Annotated in this window: 15 protein-coding genes; 10 read left to right on the forward strand and 5 right to left on the reverse strand. The window is 68.2% G+C overall.

Annotation, left to right across the window (positions count from 1 at the left end; all coding sequences use genetic code 11):
* The first annotated feature begins 167 nt into the window (after nucleotides 1-167).
* Nucleotides 168-2024 (forward strand): ABC-F family ATP-binding cassette domain-containing protein, encoded by a 1857-nt coding sequence (locus tag AC0QTQ_RS11105; protein WP_480256633.1) that lies wholly within the window; start codon nucleotides 168-170, stop codon nucleotides 2022-2024.
* A gap of 171 nt (nucleotides 2025-2195) precedes the next feature.
* Nucleotides 2196-3200 carry a Fe(3+) ABC transporter substrate-binding protein gene (locus AC0QTQ_RS11110; protein ID WP_480256634.1) on the forward strand — a complete coding sequence of 335 codons (1005 nt, stop codon included), beginning with the start codon at nucleotides 2196-2198 and terminating at the stop codon, nucleotides 3198-3200.
* Between the two features lie 51 nt (nucleotides 3201-3251).
* On the opposite strand, the gene AC0QTQ_RS11115 is transcribed toward AC0QTQ_RS11110, so the two are convergent.
* Nucleotides 3252-4031 (reverse strand): hypothetical protein, encoded by a 780-nt coding sequence (locus AC0QTQ_RS11115; protein ID WP_480256635.1) that lies wholly within the window; start codon nucleotides 4029-4031, stop codon nucleotides 3252-3254.
* Nucleotides 4032-4189: 158 nt separating this feature from the next.
* On the opposite strand from AC0QTQ_RS11115, the gene AC0QTQ_RS11120 reads away from it, so the two are divergent.
* The 6 genes from AC0QTQ_RS11120 (at nucleotide 4190) to AC0QTQ_RS11145 (ending at nucleotide 10835) form a co-directional block, all read left to right on the forward strand.
* On the forward strand, nucleotides 4190-5125 hold the full coding sequence (locus AC0QTQ_RS11120) for a nucleoside hydrolase (protein ID WP_480256636.1): 936 nt from the start codon (nucleotides 4190-4192) through the stop codon (nucleotides 5123-5125).
* Nucleotides 5126-5231: 106 nt separating this feature from the next.
* Nucleotides 5232-6659, forward strand: a complete 1428-nt coding sequence (locus AC0QTQ_RS11125; RefSeq protein WP_480256638.1) for a protein adenylyltransferase SelO — start codon at nucleotides 5232-5234, stop codon at nucleotides 6657-6659.
* 38 nt (nucleotides 6660-6697) lie between these two features.
* Nucleotides 6698-7399, forward strand: a complete 702-nt coding sequence (locus tag AC0QTQ_RS11130; RefSeq protein WP_480256640.1) for an endonuclease/exonuclease/phosphatase family protein — start codon at nucleotides 6698-6700, stop codon at nucleotides 7397-7399.
* Nucleotides 7400-7504: 105 nt separating this feature from the next.
* Nucleotides 7505-8401, forward strand: coding sequence for a DMT family transporter (locus AC0QTQ_RS11135; protein ID WP_121534180.1), 897 nt, complete (start codon nucleotides 7505-7507; stop codon nucleotides 8399-8401).
* Between the two features lie 87 nt (nucleotides 8402-8488).
* Nucleotides 8489-9763, forward strand: a complete 1275-nt coding sequence (gene eno, locus AC0QTQ_RS11140) for a phosphopyruvate hydratase (protein ID WP_121534179.1) — start codon at nucleotides 8489-8491, stop codon at nucleotides 9761-9763.
* Nucleotides 9764-9776: 13 nt separating this feature from the next.
* Nucleotides 9777-10835 (forward strand): hypothetical protein, encoded by a 1059-nt coding sequence (locus tag AC0QTQ_RS11145; protein ID WP_480256642.1) that lies wholly within the window; start codon nucleotides 9777-9779, stop codon nucleotides 10833-10835.
* A 58-nt stretch (nucleotides 10836-10893) separates the two neighbouring features.
* Here AC0QTQ_RS11145 and AC0QTQ_RS11150 read toward each other — a convergent pair whose 3' ends face one another.
* Nucleotides 10894-11148, reverse strand: coding sequence for a DUF2798 domain-containing protein (locus tag AC0QTQ_RS11150; protein WP_480256643.1), 255 nt, complete (start codon nucleotides 11146-11148; stop codon nucleotides 10894-10896).
* Nucleotides 11149-11313: 165 nt separating this feature from the next.
* Nucleotides 11314-12423, reverse strand: a complete 1110-nt coding sequence (locus AC0QTQ_RS11155; RefSeq protein WP_480256644.1) for an anhydro-N-acetylmuramic acid kinase — start codon at nucleotides 12421-12423, stop codon at nucleotides 11314-11316.
* Between the two features lie 61 nt (nucleotides 12424-12484).
* On the opposite strand from AC0QTQ_RS11155, the gene tyrS reads away from it, so the two are divergent.
* Complete coding sequence (gene tyrS, locus AC0QTQ_RS11160) at nucleotides 12485-13735, forward strand: tyrosine--tRNA ligase (protein WP_480256645.1); 1251 nt, start codon at nucleotides 12485-12487, stop codon at nucleotides 13733-13735.
* Between the two features lie 140 nt (nucleotides 13736-13875).
* On the opposite strand, the gene AC0QTQ_RS11165 is transcribed toward tyrS, so the two are convergent.
* On the reverse strand, nucleotides 13876-14463 hold the full coding sequence (locus AC0QTQ_RS11165; RefSeq protein ID WP_121534174.1) for a peptidylprolyl isomerase: 588 nt from the start codon (nucleotides 14461-14463) through the stop codon (nucleotides 13876-13878).
* Nucleotides 14450-14962, reverse strand: a complete 513-nt coding sequence (locus AC0QTQ_RS11170; protein ID WP_121534173.1) for a peptidylprolyl isomerase — start codon at nucleotides 14960-14962, stop codon at nucleotides 14450-14452. The genes AC0QTQ_RS11165 and AC0QTQ_RS11170 overlap by 14 nt, the downstream gene beginning before the upstream one ends.
* Before the next feature lie 162 nt (nucleotides 14963-15124).
* Between AC0QTQ_RS11170 and AC0QTQ_RS11175 the strand changes: the two genes are divergently transcribed.
* The gene (locus tag AC0QTQ_RS11175; RefSeq protein ID WP_480256646.1) at nucleotides 15125-16315 is read left to right on the forward strand and encodes a phosphoglycerate kinase; all 1191 of its coding nucleotides are present in this window, start codon (nucleotides 15125-15127) and stop codon (nucleotides 16313-16315) included.
* The last annotated feature ends 108 nt before the right edge of the window (nucleotides 16316-16423 follow it).

Below are 16423 nucleotides of genomic sequence, written 5' to 3' on the forward strand. Positions count from 1 at the left end.
GGTTTTGGTCTGGCGCCTGCTAGCATGGGGAATCGGCGATGAAAACCCCGTCTTTCGGGCAGGTATCGCGGCAAAACGCGATATCTGCATGACAGCCACGCCATTTCACGCAAGCCGCCCCCGCACGCCCCGTTGACGCGCGCGCGCCGCTCGGGCATGGCTCGGCCATGCTGAAGATCGACACCATCACCTATGCCGTCGAGGGCCGCCCACTGTTCGAGGGCGCCTCTGCCACCATTCCCGACGGCCACAAGGTCGGCCTCGTCGGCGCGAACGGCGCGGGCAAGACCACGCTCTTCCGCCTGATCCGGGGCGAACTCGCGCTGGAAAGCGGCGAGATCAGCCTGCCGTCGCAGGCCCGCATCGGCGGTGTGGCGCAGGAGGTGCCCTCCTCCTCGACCTCGCTCATCGACACCGTGCTCGCCGCCGATACCGAGCGCGCCGCGCTGATGGACGAGGCCGCCCACGCCACCGATCCGCACCGCATCGCCGAGATCCAGACCCGGCTTGCCGATATCGACGCCTGGTCGGCCGAGGGCCGCGCCTCGGCGATCCTGAAGGGGCTCGGTTTCGACGCCGAGGCACAGCGCCGCCCCTGCTCGGATTTTTCCGGCGGCTGGCGGATGCGCGTGGCGCTTGCCGGCGTGCTCTTCGCCCAGCCCGATCTGCTGCTGCTCGACGAGCCGACCAACTACCTCGACCTCGAGGGCGCGCTCTGGCTCGAAAGCTATCTGGTGAAATATCCGCATACGGTGATCATCATCAGCCACGACCGGGAACTTCTGAACCGCGCCGTCGGCTCGATCCTGCATCTCGAGAACCGCAAGCTGACGCTGTGGCAGGGCCCCTACGACCAGTTCGCCCGCCAGCGTGCCGCCGCCCGCGCCGCCCTGGTGGCCGAGGCGAAGAAGCAGGACGCCCGCCGCGCCCATCTGCAAAGCTTCGTCGACCGCTTCAAGGCGAAGGCCACCAAGGCCGCCCAGGCCCAGGCCCGGGTCAAGATGCTGGAAAAGATGGAGCCGATCACCGCGCCCGAAGAGGCGGCGAAGGTCGCCTTCTCCTTCCCCGCGCCCGAGGCGCTGAACCCGCCGATCATCGCGATGGAGGGCGCGGCCGTCGGCTATGGCGGCAAGCCGGTGCTGCGCCGTCTGTCGCTGCGCATCGACCAGGACGACCGGATCGCGCTGCTGGGCCGCAATGGCGAGGGGAAATCCACCCTGTCCAAGCTGCTCGCCGGCAAGCTTGAGGCCTCCGAGGGGTCGATCACCCGCTCCTCGAAGCTGCGCATCGGCTATTTCGCCCAGCACCAGGTCGACGAACTCGACCTCGACGCGACGCCGCTCACGCATCTGCAGCGTCTGCGCCCCGAGGAGGCGCAGACGAAGCTGCGCGCGCGCCTGGCGGGCTTCGGCCTTTTTGCCGATCAGGCCGAGACCATCGTGCGCAAGCTCTCGGGCGGGCAGAAGGCGCGCCTGTCGCTGCTTCTGGCCACGATCGACGCGCCGCATCTGCTGATCCTCGACGAACCGACGAACCACCTCGACATCGAAAGCCGCGAGGCGCTGGTCGAGGCGCTGACCGCCTATTCGGGCGCGGTGGTTCTGGTCAGCCATGACATGCACCTGCTCAGTCTGGCCGCGGACCGGCTGTGGCTGGTGAAGGGCGGCGCCGTCGCCCCCTATGGCGGCGATCTCGAGCAATACCGCGCCGAGCTGCTGGCGGGCGATCCGGCGGACAAGCCCGCACCGAAGCCGAAGGACAAGCCCGCGCGTCCCTCGCGCGACGCCATCCTTGCCCTGCGCGCGGAGGCGCGCAAATGCGAGGAACGCGTGAACAAGCTTGCGGAAATGCTTGAAAAGCTGGACGAAAAGCTGTCAGACCCAGAGCTTTACGACGCCTCCCGCGCAGCCGAGCGTGACAAGTGGCTGCGCAAGCATGCCGAGGCGCGCGACGCGATGACCCGCGCCGAGGAACTGTGGATGGAGGCCCTCGAGGCGCTCGAGACCGCCGTCGCGGCCGGCTGAGCTCCGGCCATTCATCTTGCCCCAAAGACCTCGGAGGGCGGCGCAGCCGCGGGGGCAGCGCCCCCTCGGCCCGCACCGCCCCGCGCGGCATTCCCGATTTCTTCACTCAGGTATTGACCCCTGTGCCACGCTCGGGCATAGAACGTCAAAACCTGACCAAAGGAGTCACCCATGACCGCGCGCATCCTTCTGGCCCTGACCACGGCGCTCGCTGCCACCCCGGCGCTGGCCGAGGAGGTCAATGTCTATTCGCACCGCCAGCCCGAGCTGGTGCAGCCGCTCTTCGACGCCTTCACCAAGGAGACCGGCATCGACGTCAACGTCGCCTTCGTCGACAAGGGCATGGTCGAGCGGCTGGTGGCCGAGGGCGCGCGCTCGCCCGCCGATCTGGTGATGACCGTCGACATCGCGCGACTGATGCAGGTGGTCGATGCCGGCGTCACCCAGCCGGTCGAGGATCCCGCGCTCGACGCCGCGATCCCAGCCGAGTTCCGCGACCCGGGCCATCAGTGGTTCGGCCTGACCACCCGCGCCCGCATCGTCTATGCCAGCCGCGATCGGGTGAAGGACGGCGAGGTGACGAGCTACGAGGATCTCGCCGATCCGAAGTGGAAGGGCCGGATCTGCACCCGCCCCTTCACCGCCGATTACAACGTCGCGCTGACCGCGGCCTATCTCGCCCATCACGGCGAGGAGGCAACGCGGACCTGGCTCGAGGGCGTGAAGGCCAATCTCGCGAAGAAGCCCGAGGGCAATGACCGCAGCCAGGTGAAGTCGATCTGGGCTGGCGAATGCGACATCTCGCTCGGCAATACCTATTACATGGGCCAGATGGTCGCCGACCCGGTCGAGAAGGACTATGCCGCCGCGGTGCGCATCGTCTTCCCGAAATTCGAGGGCGGCGGCACGCACATGAACATCTCGGGCGTGGCGATGACCAAATCCGCCCCGAACAAGGACGCGGCGCTGAAGCTGATGGAATTCCTGGCCTCGGACGAGGCGCAGCGGATCTATGCCGAGACCAACAACGAATTCCCGGTGAAGCCCGGCGTGCCGCGCTCGGCGCTGGTCGAGAGCTGGGGCGAGTTCACCCCGGACGCGCTTGGCCTTGTCGAGGTGGCGAAGCTGCGACCGACGGCACTGAAGCTCATCGAAAGCGTCAACTTCGACGGCTAAAAGACTGAAACAAAAGGCCCCGCTTCGGCGGGGCCTTTTTCTGTTCCGGGCTCACTCGGCCGCAAGAACCACCGGCTGCGGCGCGGCGCCGACGCGCACGCAGGGCAGACCGGTGAGCTGATCGAGATCGGCCGCGAACTGCCGGCGCAGGCGCGCGGCGTCAAGTTCCGAGAAGGCGGCGATCGGCGCGGGCTGCGGCTGGCGCAGATGGAAGGCGACAAGGCGCGAGAGCTGCCGCGCGGGCAGCGTGATGCCGCTGCGATGGAGCCGCTGCAGCATGGCGAGCGCGGTATCGGGCAGCTCGGGCTCGACGGAAGCCGGGGCGGCAAGCTCCGCCTCGGGCACCAGTGCGGCCAGCGCCTCGGCGGGTGTCGGGTCGACCAGCAGGATGGTTTCGCGCGGCGCAAGCGTGGCGATCAGCTCGGAGGCCAGATCGAACCAGCCGCGCGGCTCGGCCAGCAGATGCGGCGCAAGCGTGTCGAAGGCCGGCATCTCGCGGCGCGCGGCCTGTGCCCGCCACAGCCGCGGATAGAGCGCATCGAGCGGCAGCATCGGCAGCACCAGCCGCCCGACCGGGCCGCGGATCTTGCGCGCGAAGGCGAAGGCGCGGGCCTCGGCGAGCGGGAAGAATCCCCCCATCCCCGCCGCGGCGCGACCGCAGATCGTCTCGTCGACATGCACCCGCCCCGAGGCCACCGGCCCGAGCACCGCCCGGCCAAGCCCGGCCGCGGTGAGCGCGTCCTGCCCCTCGGCCAGGCTGCGCGCGACAGTGGCACCAAGAGCCCCGGTGCCGGGCATCGAGAGAAACACGTGATGGTCGGTCGTCCGCATCTGCCTGCCTGCTCTTTTTTTCTGGGTCCGGGCCGGAAACCGGCGCCGTGTGACTCATCGTTAACCATTGAATGTGGCGAAGATTGGGCCCGGGCGGGGCGGCGGACGATGGACTTCGGCCGCGCCCTGCGACACTCTGCCCGCCGAAGGAGACCGCCATGACCCGCAAGATCATCATCGACACCGACCCCGGCCAGGACGACGCCGTCGCCATCCTGCTGGCGCTGGCGAGCCCCGAGCTCGAGGTGCTGGGCATCACCTGCGTCGCGGGCAATGTGCCCTTGCCGCTGACCTCGAAGAACGCGCGGGTGGTGTGCGAGCTGGCGGGCCGCGCCGACATCAAGGTCTTTGCGGGCTGCGACCGGCCGCTGGTGCGTCCGCTCGTCACCGCCGAATATGTGCATGGCAAGACCGGGCTCGACGGCATCGCGCTGCCCGAGCCCGCGATGGCGCTGCAGCCGGGCCACGCCGTCGATTTCCTGATCGAGACGCTGCGGCGCGAACCCGCGGGCACGGTCACGCTATGCCCGCTCGGGCCGCTGACGAACATCGCGACGGCGCTGCAAAAGGCGCCCGACATCGCCCCGCGGATCGCCGAGATCGTGCTGATGGGCGGCGCCTATTTCGAGGTGGGCAACACCACCCCCGCCGCCGAGTTCAACGTTCACGTCGACCCGCAAGCCGCGGAAATCGTGTTTCATTCCGGCGTTCCTCTGGTGGTCCTGCCGCTTGACGCCACGCATCAGGTGCTGACCAACCGCGCCCGGATCGAGGCGTTTCGCGGCCTTGGCACGCCGGTGGGCCATGCCGTGGCAAGCTGGACCGATTTCTTCGAGCGTTTCGACATGGAGAAATACGGCTCGGAGGGCGCGCCGCTGCATGACCCCTGCGTCATCGCCTATCTGCTGCAACCGGACCTTTTCGAGGGGCGCCACATCAATGTCGAGATCGAGACCGTGTCCGAGCTGACGATGGGGATGACGGTTGCCGACTGGTGGCGGGTGACCGATCGCGAACCGAACGCCTATTTCGTCGGCCGGGCGAATGCCGAGGGCTTCTATGCGCTGCTCACCGAGAGGCTGGCGCGGCTGTGAGCGCGGCGCCTCCGGCGGGCGTCTTTTGCCAGCGAAAGGCGGCCGTCGCCTTCAACTCCGCGCGCGCGGGGCTTGACCCGGGCGGGCGGCGGCGCAGATCAGAGGGATGACGATGACCCTGCCCTTCGACAATTCCTATGCCCGCCTGCCCGAGCGGTTCTTCGCGCGGCTCGATCCCGCACCGGTGCGAGCCCCGGCGTTGCTGGCGCTGAACCGCGATCTCGCCTTGCGGCTTGGGCTTGACCCCGATGCGCTGGCCACGCCCGAGGGCGTCGCGATGCTTTCGGGCAATGCCGTGCCCGCGGGGGCCGCGCCGCTCGCCCAGGCCTATGCCGGGCATCAGTTCGGGGGCTGGGTGCCGACCCTTGGCGATGGCCGCGCGGTGCTTCTGGGCGAGATCGTGGCGCCGGACGGGGCGCGCTTTGATCTGCAGCTGAAGGGCGCCGGGCAGACGCCCTTCTCGCGGCGCGGCGACGGGCGGGCCTGGCTCGGCCCGGTGCTGCGCGAATATCTGGTGAGCGAGGCGATGGCGGCCTTCGGCGTGCCGACGACGCGGGCGCTCGCCGCGGTGGCGACGGGCGAGGTCGTGGTGCGCGATGCGATGGGGCGGCCGGGCGCGGTGCTGACCCGCGTGGCCGCGAGCCATATCCGCGTCGGCACCTTCCAGTATTTCGCCGCGCGCGGCGACACCGAGGCGCTTTCGCTGCTCGCCGATCAGGTGATCGCGCGGCATTATCCCGAGGCCCGGGGGCCGCTTGAGTTGCTGCGCGCGGTCGTCGCGGCGCAGGCGCGGCTGATCGCCGCCTGGATGGCGCTTGGCTTCATCCATGGCGTGATGAACACCGACAATATGGCGGTTTCGGGCGAGACCATCGACTATGGCCCCTGCGCCTTCATGGACGCCTATCACCCCTCGACGGTGTTCTCCTCGATCGACCAGTATGGCCGCTATGCCTATGCCAACCAGCCGCAGATCGCGGTGTGGAACCTCGCGCAACTCGCCACCTGCCTGCTGCCGCTGATGGGCGACCGCGAGGCGGCGATCGAGGTCGCGACCGAGGCAGTGAACGAGTTCGTGCCGCTCTATCAGACCGAGTGGCTGGCGCGCTTCGGCCGCAAGATCGGTCTGGCCGCCGCAACGCCCGAGGATCAGCCGCTGATCGAGTCGCTGCTCGGCCGGATGGCGAGCGAGCGCGCCGATTTCACCCGCAGCTTCCGCGGCCTCGTCATCGGCACCGCGCGCGCCGAATTCGCCGAGCCCCTGGCCTTCGACACCTGGGCGCCCGACTGGCAGGCGCGGCTGGCGCGCGAGGCGGATCCGCAGGCGGTGATGGCGGCGGCGAACCCGGTGCGCATTCCGCGCAATCACCGCGTCGAGGAGGCGATCGCGGCGGCGGTCGAGGGCGATCTTGCGCCCTTCACGCGGCTGTCGGCGGCACTCGCCGATCCTTTCGCCGCCGATCCGGCGCTTGCCGATCTCGAGGCCGCGCCGCGGCCCCACGAGATCGTGCACCGGACCTTCTGCGGCACCTGAACGTCACCGATCAACCCATTGCCAGACAAAGATTTCGCATGAGCCTGCGCATCGCCTCCTACAACACGCACAAATGCGTCGGCACCGACGGGCAGCGCGACCCGGAGCGGGTGCTGAGCGTGATCAACGCGCTCTCGGCCGATGTCATCGCGCTGCAGGAGGTGGACCTTCGGCTGGGCGAGCGGCCCGCGGCGCTGCCCGCGAAGCTGATCGAGGCCGAGACCGATTTCCGCCCTGCCGATCTGCCGCGCACCGGGCCGGAAAGCCTTGGCTGGCATGGTCAGACGGTGCTGGTACGGCGCGGCACGCGGATCCTCGAGGCCGAGGGGATCGCGCTGCCGGGGCTCGAACCGCGCGGCGCGCTGCGCCTGACACTCGCGCGCAGCGGCGCCGATCCCTTCGTGCTGGTCGCCGCGCATCTGGGCCTGCGCCGCACCGACCGGCGCGCGCAATGGGCCCGCATCGCGCGCGAGCTTGGCCGCGGCGGGCCCGGCCCCGCGCTCGCCATCGGCGATTTCAACGAATGGTCGTCGAAGCGCGGCTTCGAGGCGCTGACCGGGCTCGACATCCATGCGCCGGGCGCCACCTACCCCTCGCGCGCTCCGCTCGGCCGGCTCGACCGGCTGGTGACGACGCCGGGGCTGCGGGTGCTGCGGATGGGGGTGTTCGACAGCCCGCTGGCGCGGCGCGCCTCGGATCACCTGCCGATCTGGGCCGATGTCGAGGGGCTGCAGGTCTGACAGGGGCGGCGCGATTGTGCGCCACACAATCGCGCGCTGGACGGCCGGCGGCGCTTGCGGCACAGGGGCAACAGGCGGACGGCTCCGCCAAGGGCAGGACCTTCAATGGAAAATCTTCGCGGCAGCCTGCTGATGGTGGGCGCAATGCTCGGCTTCGCGCTCGAGGACATGTTCATGAAACGGCTGACAGCGGAGCTGCCGGTCGGCCAGATGATCATGCTGCTGGGCGCGCTTGGCGCGGCGATTTTCGCCGCGGCGGCGCTCGCGCGGCGCGAGAACCCGTTCACCCGCCGCCTGTTCACCGGTCCGGTGATCTGGCGCAGCTTTGCCGAGTTCGTCGCGACGATGTTCTATGTCAGCGCCATCGCCTTCACCCCCCTCGCCCAGGCCTCGGCGATCCAGCAGGCGGCACCGCTCGTGGTCACGCTCGGCGCGGCGCTGTTCCTGAAGGAGACGGTCGGCTGGCGGCGCTGGCTGGCGATCGGGGCGGGCTTCGCCGGCGTGATGATCGTGATCCAGCCCGGCACCACGGGCTTTTCCGTGCTGTCGCTGCTCTCGGTGATGTCGGTGATCTGGATCTCGGCGCGCGATCTCATCACCCGGCGCATCGGGCGCGGCGTCACCTCGCTGCAGCTCGCCACCTGGGGCTTTGCCGCGATCGTGCCCGCAGGGCCGATCATGCTGTGGTTTCTGGGCGATCACCTGGTCCCGATGCAGGCATTGCAATGGGCGATGCTGTGCGGCGCGGCCCTGTTCGGCGCCGCGGCCTATTACATGCTGATCGCCTCGGTGCGGATCGGCGAGATGTCCTTCATCACCCCCTTCCGCTACACCCGGCTGATCTTTGCCGTGGCGATCGGCTGGGCGGTGTTCCGCGAACCGCCGGGCCCGGCCACCCTGATCGGCGGCGCGGTGATCGTGGCCTCGGGGCTTTACACGATCTGGCGCGAGGCAGCGCGCCGGCGTGCAAACGCCGCTTTCGTCGCTAACATGCCGCGGTGACGCCGAATTCACCCACTCGGCGCTTTTCGGACGCGCCGGCGCGGGCTATAGAGAAGCCGACTTCAGCCACCCAGTGAGGGCACCGACATGAGCACGATCATCGACATCCACGCGCGCGAGATTCTCGACAGCCGCGGCAACCCGACCGTCGAGGTCGACGTGATCCTCGAAGACGGCACGATGGGCCGCGCCGCGGTTCCCTCGGGCGCCTCGACCGGCGCGCATGAGGCGGTCGAACGCCGCGACGGCGACAAGGCGCGCTACATGGGCAAGGGCGTTCTGGAAGCCGTGATGGCGGTGAACGGCGAGATCGCCGAGAACCTCGTCGGCGAGGACGTGACCGAACAGGTCGCCATCGACAACATGATGATCGAGCTCGACGGCACGCCGAACAAGGGCCGGCTCGGCGCGAACGCCATCCTCGGCGTCTCGCTCGCCTGCGCCAAGGCCGCGGCCGATTTCACCATGCAGCCGCTCTATCGCTATGTCGGCGGCACCTCGGCGCGCATCCTGCCGGTGCCGATGATGAACATCATCAACGGCGGCGAGCATGCCGACAACCCGATCGACATCCAGGAATTCATGATCATGCCGGTGAGCGCGGGCAACATCCGCGACGCGGTGCGCATGGGCTCGGAAGTGTTCCATACGCTGAAGAAGGAACTCACCGCCGCTGGCCTGTCGACCGGGCTCGGTGACGAGGGCGGCTTTGCGCCGAACCTCAGCTCGACCACCGCGGCGCTCGACATCATCCTGAAGTCGATCGAGAAGGCGGGCTACAAGCCGGGCGAAGACATCTATCTGGCGATGGACTGCGCCTCGACCGAGTATTACGCCGACGGCAAGTACAACATGAAGGGCGAGGGCAAGGTCCTCACCGCCGAGGAGAACGTCGCCTATCTGGCCGATCTGTGCGCGAACTACCCGATCATCTCGATCGAGGACGGCTGCGCCGAGGACGACTGGGAAGGCTGGAAGCTGCTGACCGACACGCTCGGCGGCAAGATCCAGCTGGTCGGCGACGACCTCTTCGTGACCAACCCCGAGCGTCTCGCCCGCGGCATCAAGGCCGGCGTCGCGAACTCGATGCTGGTCAAGGTAAACCAGATCGGTTCGCTCACCGAGACCCTCGCCGCCGTCGACATGGCGCATCGCGCGGGCTACACTAACGTGATGTCGCACCGCTCGGGCGAGACCGAGGACGCGACCATCGCCGACCTCGCCGTCGCCACCAACTGCGGCCAGATCAAGACCGGCTCGCTGGCGCGTTCGGACCGGCTCGCGAAATACAACCAGCTGATCCGCATCGAGGAAATGCTGGGCGAGACCGCGGAGTTCGCCGGCCGTTCGATCCTGAAGTAAGGGGCGCGGGCCGGTGACGATTTTCATTGTCGGTGGCTCGAACTCCCTGATGAAGGACGGGTGGGTGACCTCACTCACCCGTCTTTTGCCATCCGAGCAGATCGCCAACATCTCGATCGGCGCCACGCATTCGATGACGGGGCTGTTCCGGGTGATGACGCGCAGCGATCTGCAGCCCGGCGACACCATCGTCTGGGAATATGCGCTGAACGAGATCAACCATAACCAGCGCGGCCACCGGACCGAGGATCTGCTTCGCGTCCTCGAACATCTGCTGCGACTGTGCTCCCGGCGCGGGATAAACTTCGCCGCGGCCGTCTTCACCCCCCGGCAGATCGAGGCGCTTCCCGCGCGGCCGGCGTATTACGATGCGCTGCTGCAGCTCTTCGCGCATTACGGCGTGCCCAGCTTCGATGTCTCGCCCCGCTGGTGCGCGGCGAACCGGGCGTCGCGCTTTCCGGCGAAGCTGTTCAAGGATGCCGCGCATTACGTCATCGAGCCCCGGCTGATGCGCTTCATCGCCGAAGGGGTCATCGACGCCATCGGACGCGCCTGCGTCCCCGCCGAGGTCACACCGCGCTACACCGGGGCGACCGTGCCGCGGCTGGTCACGCCGCAAGACGGCGTGCCGTTCCACAACACGATCCTCGACCTGACCCTGGCCGAGGTTCCGAGCGCCAGCTTCACCCTGTCGCAACACGGCCATATCCTCGGCTTCTTCGCGCTCTGCCCGCCCGGACTGCAGACGGGGCTGCGTCTGACCCTTGCCAATGGCCAGACCGGCGGTCGCTGGATCCGTATCTCGACGACGCCCGAGGGCAATTACGCGCGCCCGCAGTTCCGGGCCTTTTCGCTGCTGCAGGCCGACGGCGCGGCGTGGCGGTGCACCCGGGGCGACCGGCTCGAGGTGCGCCCGGCCGAAGGCACCGGCCGCTACTACGCCGAATTCGAGCTTCGCGCGCACCTGTCCGCGATCAGCCGCCCGTTCCAGCCGAGCTTCGCCGGTTTCCTGCTCGAGGTTGCCGAGCAATCGCGCGACGACAGCGCTCCGAGACGGGGATTCGGCCGCTGACGCACAAGTCGGCGCGCCGAACGCGGTGCCCGAAAACACCGTCGCACGACGCGCCAGATCAGACCGGATCGGAAAATCGCCGCATCAGCGCGAAGGCCAGACGGAAGGCCAGCGGCCCGACGCCGAGCGACAGGACGAAGGCCACGGGCCAGGCCATGGCGAAATGGTGCAGCCACAGCCCCGGCCAGCCTTCCGGCAGACCCTGCGCCAGCACGCTGAAGATGAAGGTCATCAGAAAGGCCATCATCCCGGAGATGAACAGCTGCGCAAGCAGGATGGTGCGCTTCTCGCGCTTGGGATCGGTTTTTTGCATGTGATGTCTCGACTGTGGGCAAGGCCCGAGAAAAAGGTGCCGCGGGATCGAGACTTCGACAAACACCCACAGCCCTCGGGCTGCAGGGGCCGGGATAACCAACCGGCCTGACATTTTTCGGCTCAGCCCGCGTAGCGCCCCGGGCCGGCTCCGTCAAGCCCGCGCTCAGCTCGGCGCGCTGAACTGGCCGCCGCCCACCAGCGCCGCGACGCCCGTGGTGCTTGGCCCCGAGGTCGGCAGACCGCGCGCCACCCGCACCGCGAGATAGGCAAAGGCCTGCGCCTCGAGCATGTCGCCATCGAGGCCGAGATCCTCGACAGGGGCGACGGGGCAATTCAGCCGCCGCGCCAACTCGACCATCAGCGCCGTGTTCATCCGCCCGCCCCCCGAGACGTAAAGCGCCGCCGGCGGTTCGGGGAAATGCTCGAACCCGCGAACAACCGAGGCCGCAGCAGCGGCGGTGAGGGTCGCCGCGGCATCAGCGTCGGAAAGCCCCTCCACCGATTTCAGAAGATCCGGAAATTCGTTGCGATCCAGTGATTTCGGCGGAATGCGCAGGAAGAACGGATGGGCCAGGAAGCGCTCGACCAGGTCCGGGTCGGCGGTCCCCGCAAGCGCGAGCGCGCCCCCTTCGTCGCGCAGTCCGCCCAGACGGGCATGGACCAGATCGTTGATCGGCGCATTCGCCGGGCCGGTGTCGAAGGCGAGGATCGCGCCCGCCACCTCGGGCCCCGCCGCGCGCGGGTCGAGCCAGGTTACATTGCCGACCCCGCCGAGGTTCAGGAAGGCCACCGGCGCCGACAGCCCCGCCCATTGCGCCGCGGCGAAATGGAAGAAGGGCGCAAGCGGCGCGCCCTGCCCGCCCAGCTCGACGTCGGTCGAGCGGAAATCCCACACCACCGGCCGGCCCAGCACCTCGGCCAGCACCCGCCCCGAGCCCGCCTGATGCGTGCGCCGCACCCCGCCAAGCCCCTGCGGGTCATGCGCAAGGGTCTGGCCGTGAAAGCCGATCACCCGGGCGTCGACCATGCCCGCCAAGAGCTCGGCATGGGCGGTCTCGACGACCTCGGCCGCGGCCTCGACCTCCGGCGCGCCCGGCCACAGGCCAAGGGCCGCGCGCAGCACCTCCTGCTCGGCCTCGGAATAGGGGCGATAATCGGTGCGGCCGAAATCGAGAATGCGTGTGCCGTCGGTCAGCACCATCGCCGCATCGACCCCGTCGAGCGAGGTTCCCGACATCGTTCCCGCCGCCCAGACCGGCCCCGGCTTCAACATGGCTTCCCCTTTGGCTGCCTGCCGGATATACGGCAGGACGTGTAGAATAGGGACAAGCACGATGACCTACCATCCCCGATCGGACTTCCTCCGCATCATCATCGAGCGCGGCTTCCTGGCGGATTGCACCGACATCCAGGAACTCGACGCGGCACTGACGAAGGGGATGGTCACCGCCTATATCGGCTATGACGCCACCGCGGCGTCGCTGCACGTGGGCCATCTGCTCAACATCATGCTGCTGCGCTGGTTCCAGAAGACCGGCAACAAGCCGATCACGCTGATGGGCGGCGGCACCACCAAGGTGGGCGACCCCTCCTTCCGCTCGGAAGAACGGCCGCTGCTGACGCCCGAGAAGATCGACGAGAACATCGCCGGCATGCAGCGCGTCTTCGCGCGCTTCCTCGACTACCGCGACGAGGCGAACGGCGCGATGATGCGCAACAATGCCGAGTGGCTCGACAGCCTGAACTACCTCGATTTCCTGCGCGACATCGGCCGGCACTTCTCGGTGAACCGGATGCTGTCGTTCGAATCGGTGAAGTCGCGACTCGACCGCGAGCAGTCGCTCAGCTTCCTCGAATTCAACTACATGATCCTGCAGGCCTATGACTTCCTCGAGCTGAACCGCCGCTATGGCTGTCTGCTGCAGATGGGGGGCTCGGACCAGTGGGGCAACATTGTCAACGGCATCGACCTGACGCGCCGGGTGCTCGACCGCGAGATCTTCGGCCTGACCACGCCGCTGCTGACCACCTCGGACGGGCGCAAGATGGGCAAGTCGCAGGGCGGCGCGATCTGGCTGAATGACCAGATGCTCTCGCCTTACGAATTCTGGCAGTTCTGGCGCAACACCACCGATGCCGATGTCGGGCGCTTCCTCAAGCTCTATACCGACCTGCCGGTCGAGGAATGCGAGCGGCTCGGCGCGCTTGGCGGGGCCGAGATCAACGGCGCGAAGATCATCCTCGCGAACGAGGTGACGACGCTGCTCCATGGCGCCGAGGCGGCCGCCGCGGCCGAGGCCACCGCGCGCGAGGTCTTCGAGAAGGGCGGCGTGGGCGAGGACCTGCCGACGCTGGCGCTGAGCGCCACCGAGGTTGCCGACGGCATCAGCCTTGCCCAGCTCGTGCTGCGCACCGGGCTCGCGAAGACCGGCAAGGACGGCAAGCGGCTGATTTCCGAAGGCGGGCTGAAGGTCAACGACGAGACCTGCGTCGATGCGGGGCGGATGTTCCATGCCGCCGACCTCGCCGAGCCGGTGAAGCTGAGCGCGGGCAAGAAGCGCCACGCCCTCGTCACGCTGGGCTGAGGACAGCCCGGGGGCGCCGCCCCCGGACCCCCGGCCTCTCTCGACCCGGAAAAACCAAGGGCGCCCCGATCGGAGCGCCCTTTCTCTTTCATCTTGCCACAAATACCTCGGGGGTGCGGGGGCAGCGCCCCCGCCCGGCCTCACTCGATCGTCGCCGAGACGATGTAGTCCGGGTCCTCGACGAGGCCGTTCTGCGCGGGATTGCCCTTTTTCAGCCGGTCGATCACCTCCATGCCGGAGACGACATGACCGACGATCGTGTACTGGCCATCCAGATGCGGCGCCGGGGCGAACATCACGAAGAACTGCGAGTTGGCCGAATCCGGGTTCGCTGAGCGCGCCATGCCGACCATGCCGCGGCTGAAGGAGCGGTTCGAGAATTCCGCCGGAAGATCGGGGTATTTCGAGCCGCCCATCCCCGCCATCGAGGTGTCCGCGCCGCGCTTGCCGAACTGCACGTCGCCGGTCTGCGCCATGAAGCCGTCGATCACCCGGTGGAAGACCACGTCGTCATAGGCGTGCTCATTCGCCAGCTTGACGATCCGCTCGACATGCTTGGGTGCAACGTCGGGCAGCAGGTCGATCACCACCTTGCCGCTGACCGAGCCGCCGATCTCGAGCACCAGATTCGGGCCCGGTCCGTCGGGCACGGTGGTGCCGTCCTGAGCGAGCGCCACGGTGGCGCCGAGGCAGAACGCCCCGGCCAGGAAGAGCTTACGCGTCAGCATCGGCGGCGACCTTCACCTTGATCATCCGGTCGGGGTTCGCCGGCGGCTCGCCACGCATGATCTTGTCGACGAATTCCATCCCCGAGATCACCCGGCCATAGACGGTGTACTGGCCGTTCAGGAAGTGGTTGTCGGAGAAGTTGATGAAGAACTGCGAGTTGGCCGAGTTCGGGTTCATCGAGCGCGCCGCGCCGAGCGTGCCGCGGTCATGCGGGATGCGCGAGAATTCGGCGGGCAGGTCGGGGTACTGCGAGCCACCCGTGCCGGCGCGGCGGGGGTTGTAGTCCTTTTCCATGTTGGCGTTCTCGACATCGCCGGTCTGCGCCATGAAGCCCTCGATGACGCGGTGGAAGGCCACGTTGTCATAGGCGCCGTCGCGGGCAAGCTGCTTCATCCGCTCGGCGTGCTTGGGCGCGATCTCGGGCATCAGCTCGATCACGACATCGCCATCCTTGAGCGTCATGATGATGGTGTTTTCGGGGTCTTTGATCTCGGCCATCGCTGGTCCTCCTCGAATGTTTGGCGCGACCTTACGCAGGAGCCCCGCCCAAGAAAAGAGCAAAGCGCCAGAGGCCGTTGACGGCCCCGTCACGGCGGGGCAAGTTTGCGTGAGCAGCATCGGCGGATGGTCCTTCGCCGGTCGCGCAATGAGGAGAGTGAAATGGCCTGGAAAACCCTCGACGAGATCGACCTTGCGGGCAAGGTCGTGCTGGTGCGCGTCGACATCAACGTGCCGGTCGAGAACGGCGTGGTGACCGACGCAACCCGGATCGAGAAGATCGTGCCCACGGTGAAGGACATCCTCGCCAAGGGGGGCAAGCCGGTGCTTCTGGCCCATTTCGGCCGCCCGAAGGGTCAGGTCGTGCCGGAGATGAGCCTGAAACCGCTCGTGCCGACGCTCGAGAAGGCGCTTGGCGTGCATGTGATCTTCGCCGAGGACTGCATCGGTGGTCCGGCGAAGAAGGCCGTGGCGGCGATGCAGCCGAGCGAAGTGGTGCTGCTCGAGAACACCCGCTTCCATGCCGGCGAGGAAAAGAACGACCCCGAACTCAGCGCGGCGATGGCGGCGCTTGGCGAGGTTTATGTTAACGACGCCTTCTCGGCCGCGCACCGCGCGCACAGCTCGACCGAGGGCGTGGCGCATATCCTGCCCTCGGCCGCGGGGCGGCTGATGGAGGCCGAGCTGAAGGCGCTCGAGGCGGCGCTTGGCAATCCGGTGCGGCCGGTGACGGCGGTCGTCGGCGGCGCCAAGGTCTCGACCAAGCTCGACCTGCTCGGCAATCTGGTGAGCAAGGTCGAATATCTGGTGATCGGCGGCGGCATGGCGAACACCTTCCTCGTCGCGCAGGGCATCGACGTGGGCAAGTCGCTGGCCGAGCATGACATGGCCGAGACCGCGAAGGCGATTCTCGCCAAGGCCGCCGATGCCGGCTGCCGCGTGGTGCTGCCGGCCGACGTCGTCGTGGCGCGCGAGTTCAAGGCGGGCGCCGAGAACGAGGTGGTGGCGGCCGATGCCTGCCCCGCCGATGCGATGATCCTCGATGCCGGCCCGAAGGCGGTCGAGGAGATCTGCAAGGTCTTTGAGGCCTCGAAGACGCTGATCTGGAACGGCCCGCTCGGCGCCTTCGAGATCGCGCCCTTCGACACCGCGACGAATGCGGCGGCCAAGAAGGCGGCCGAACTGACGAAGGCCGGCGCGCTGGTCTCGGTCGCGGGCGGCGGCGATACCGTCGCGGCGCTGAACAAGGCCGGCGTCGCCGCCGATTTCAGCTATATCTCGACCGCGGGCGGGGCCTTCCTCGAATGGATGGAAGGCAAGGAACTGCCCGGTGTTGCGGCACTGATGAAATGACAAGGGGCGGCCTTCGGGCCGCCCTTCCCCTGTCTGGGCCCCTGTTAGCGTTCTCAGAATTGCGCGAAGGGGGACAAGGGGTTATCCGGGGACCAAGGCCGGGGAACC

It is taken from the genome of Paenirhodobacter sp. YD-8, assembly GCF_056590935.1.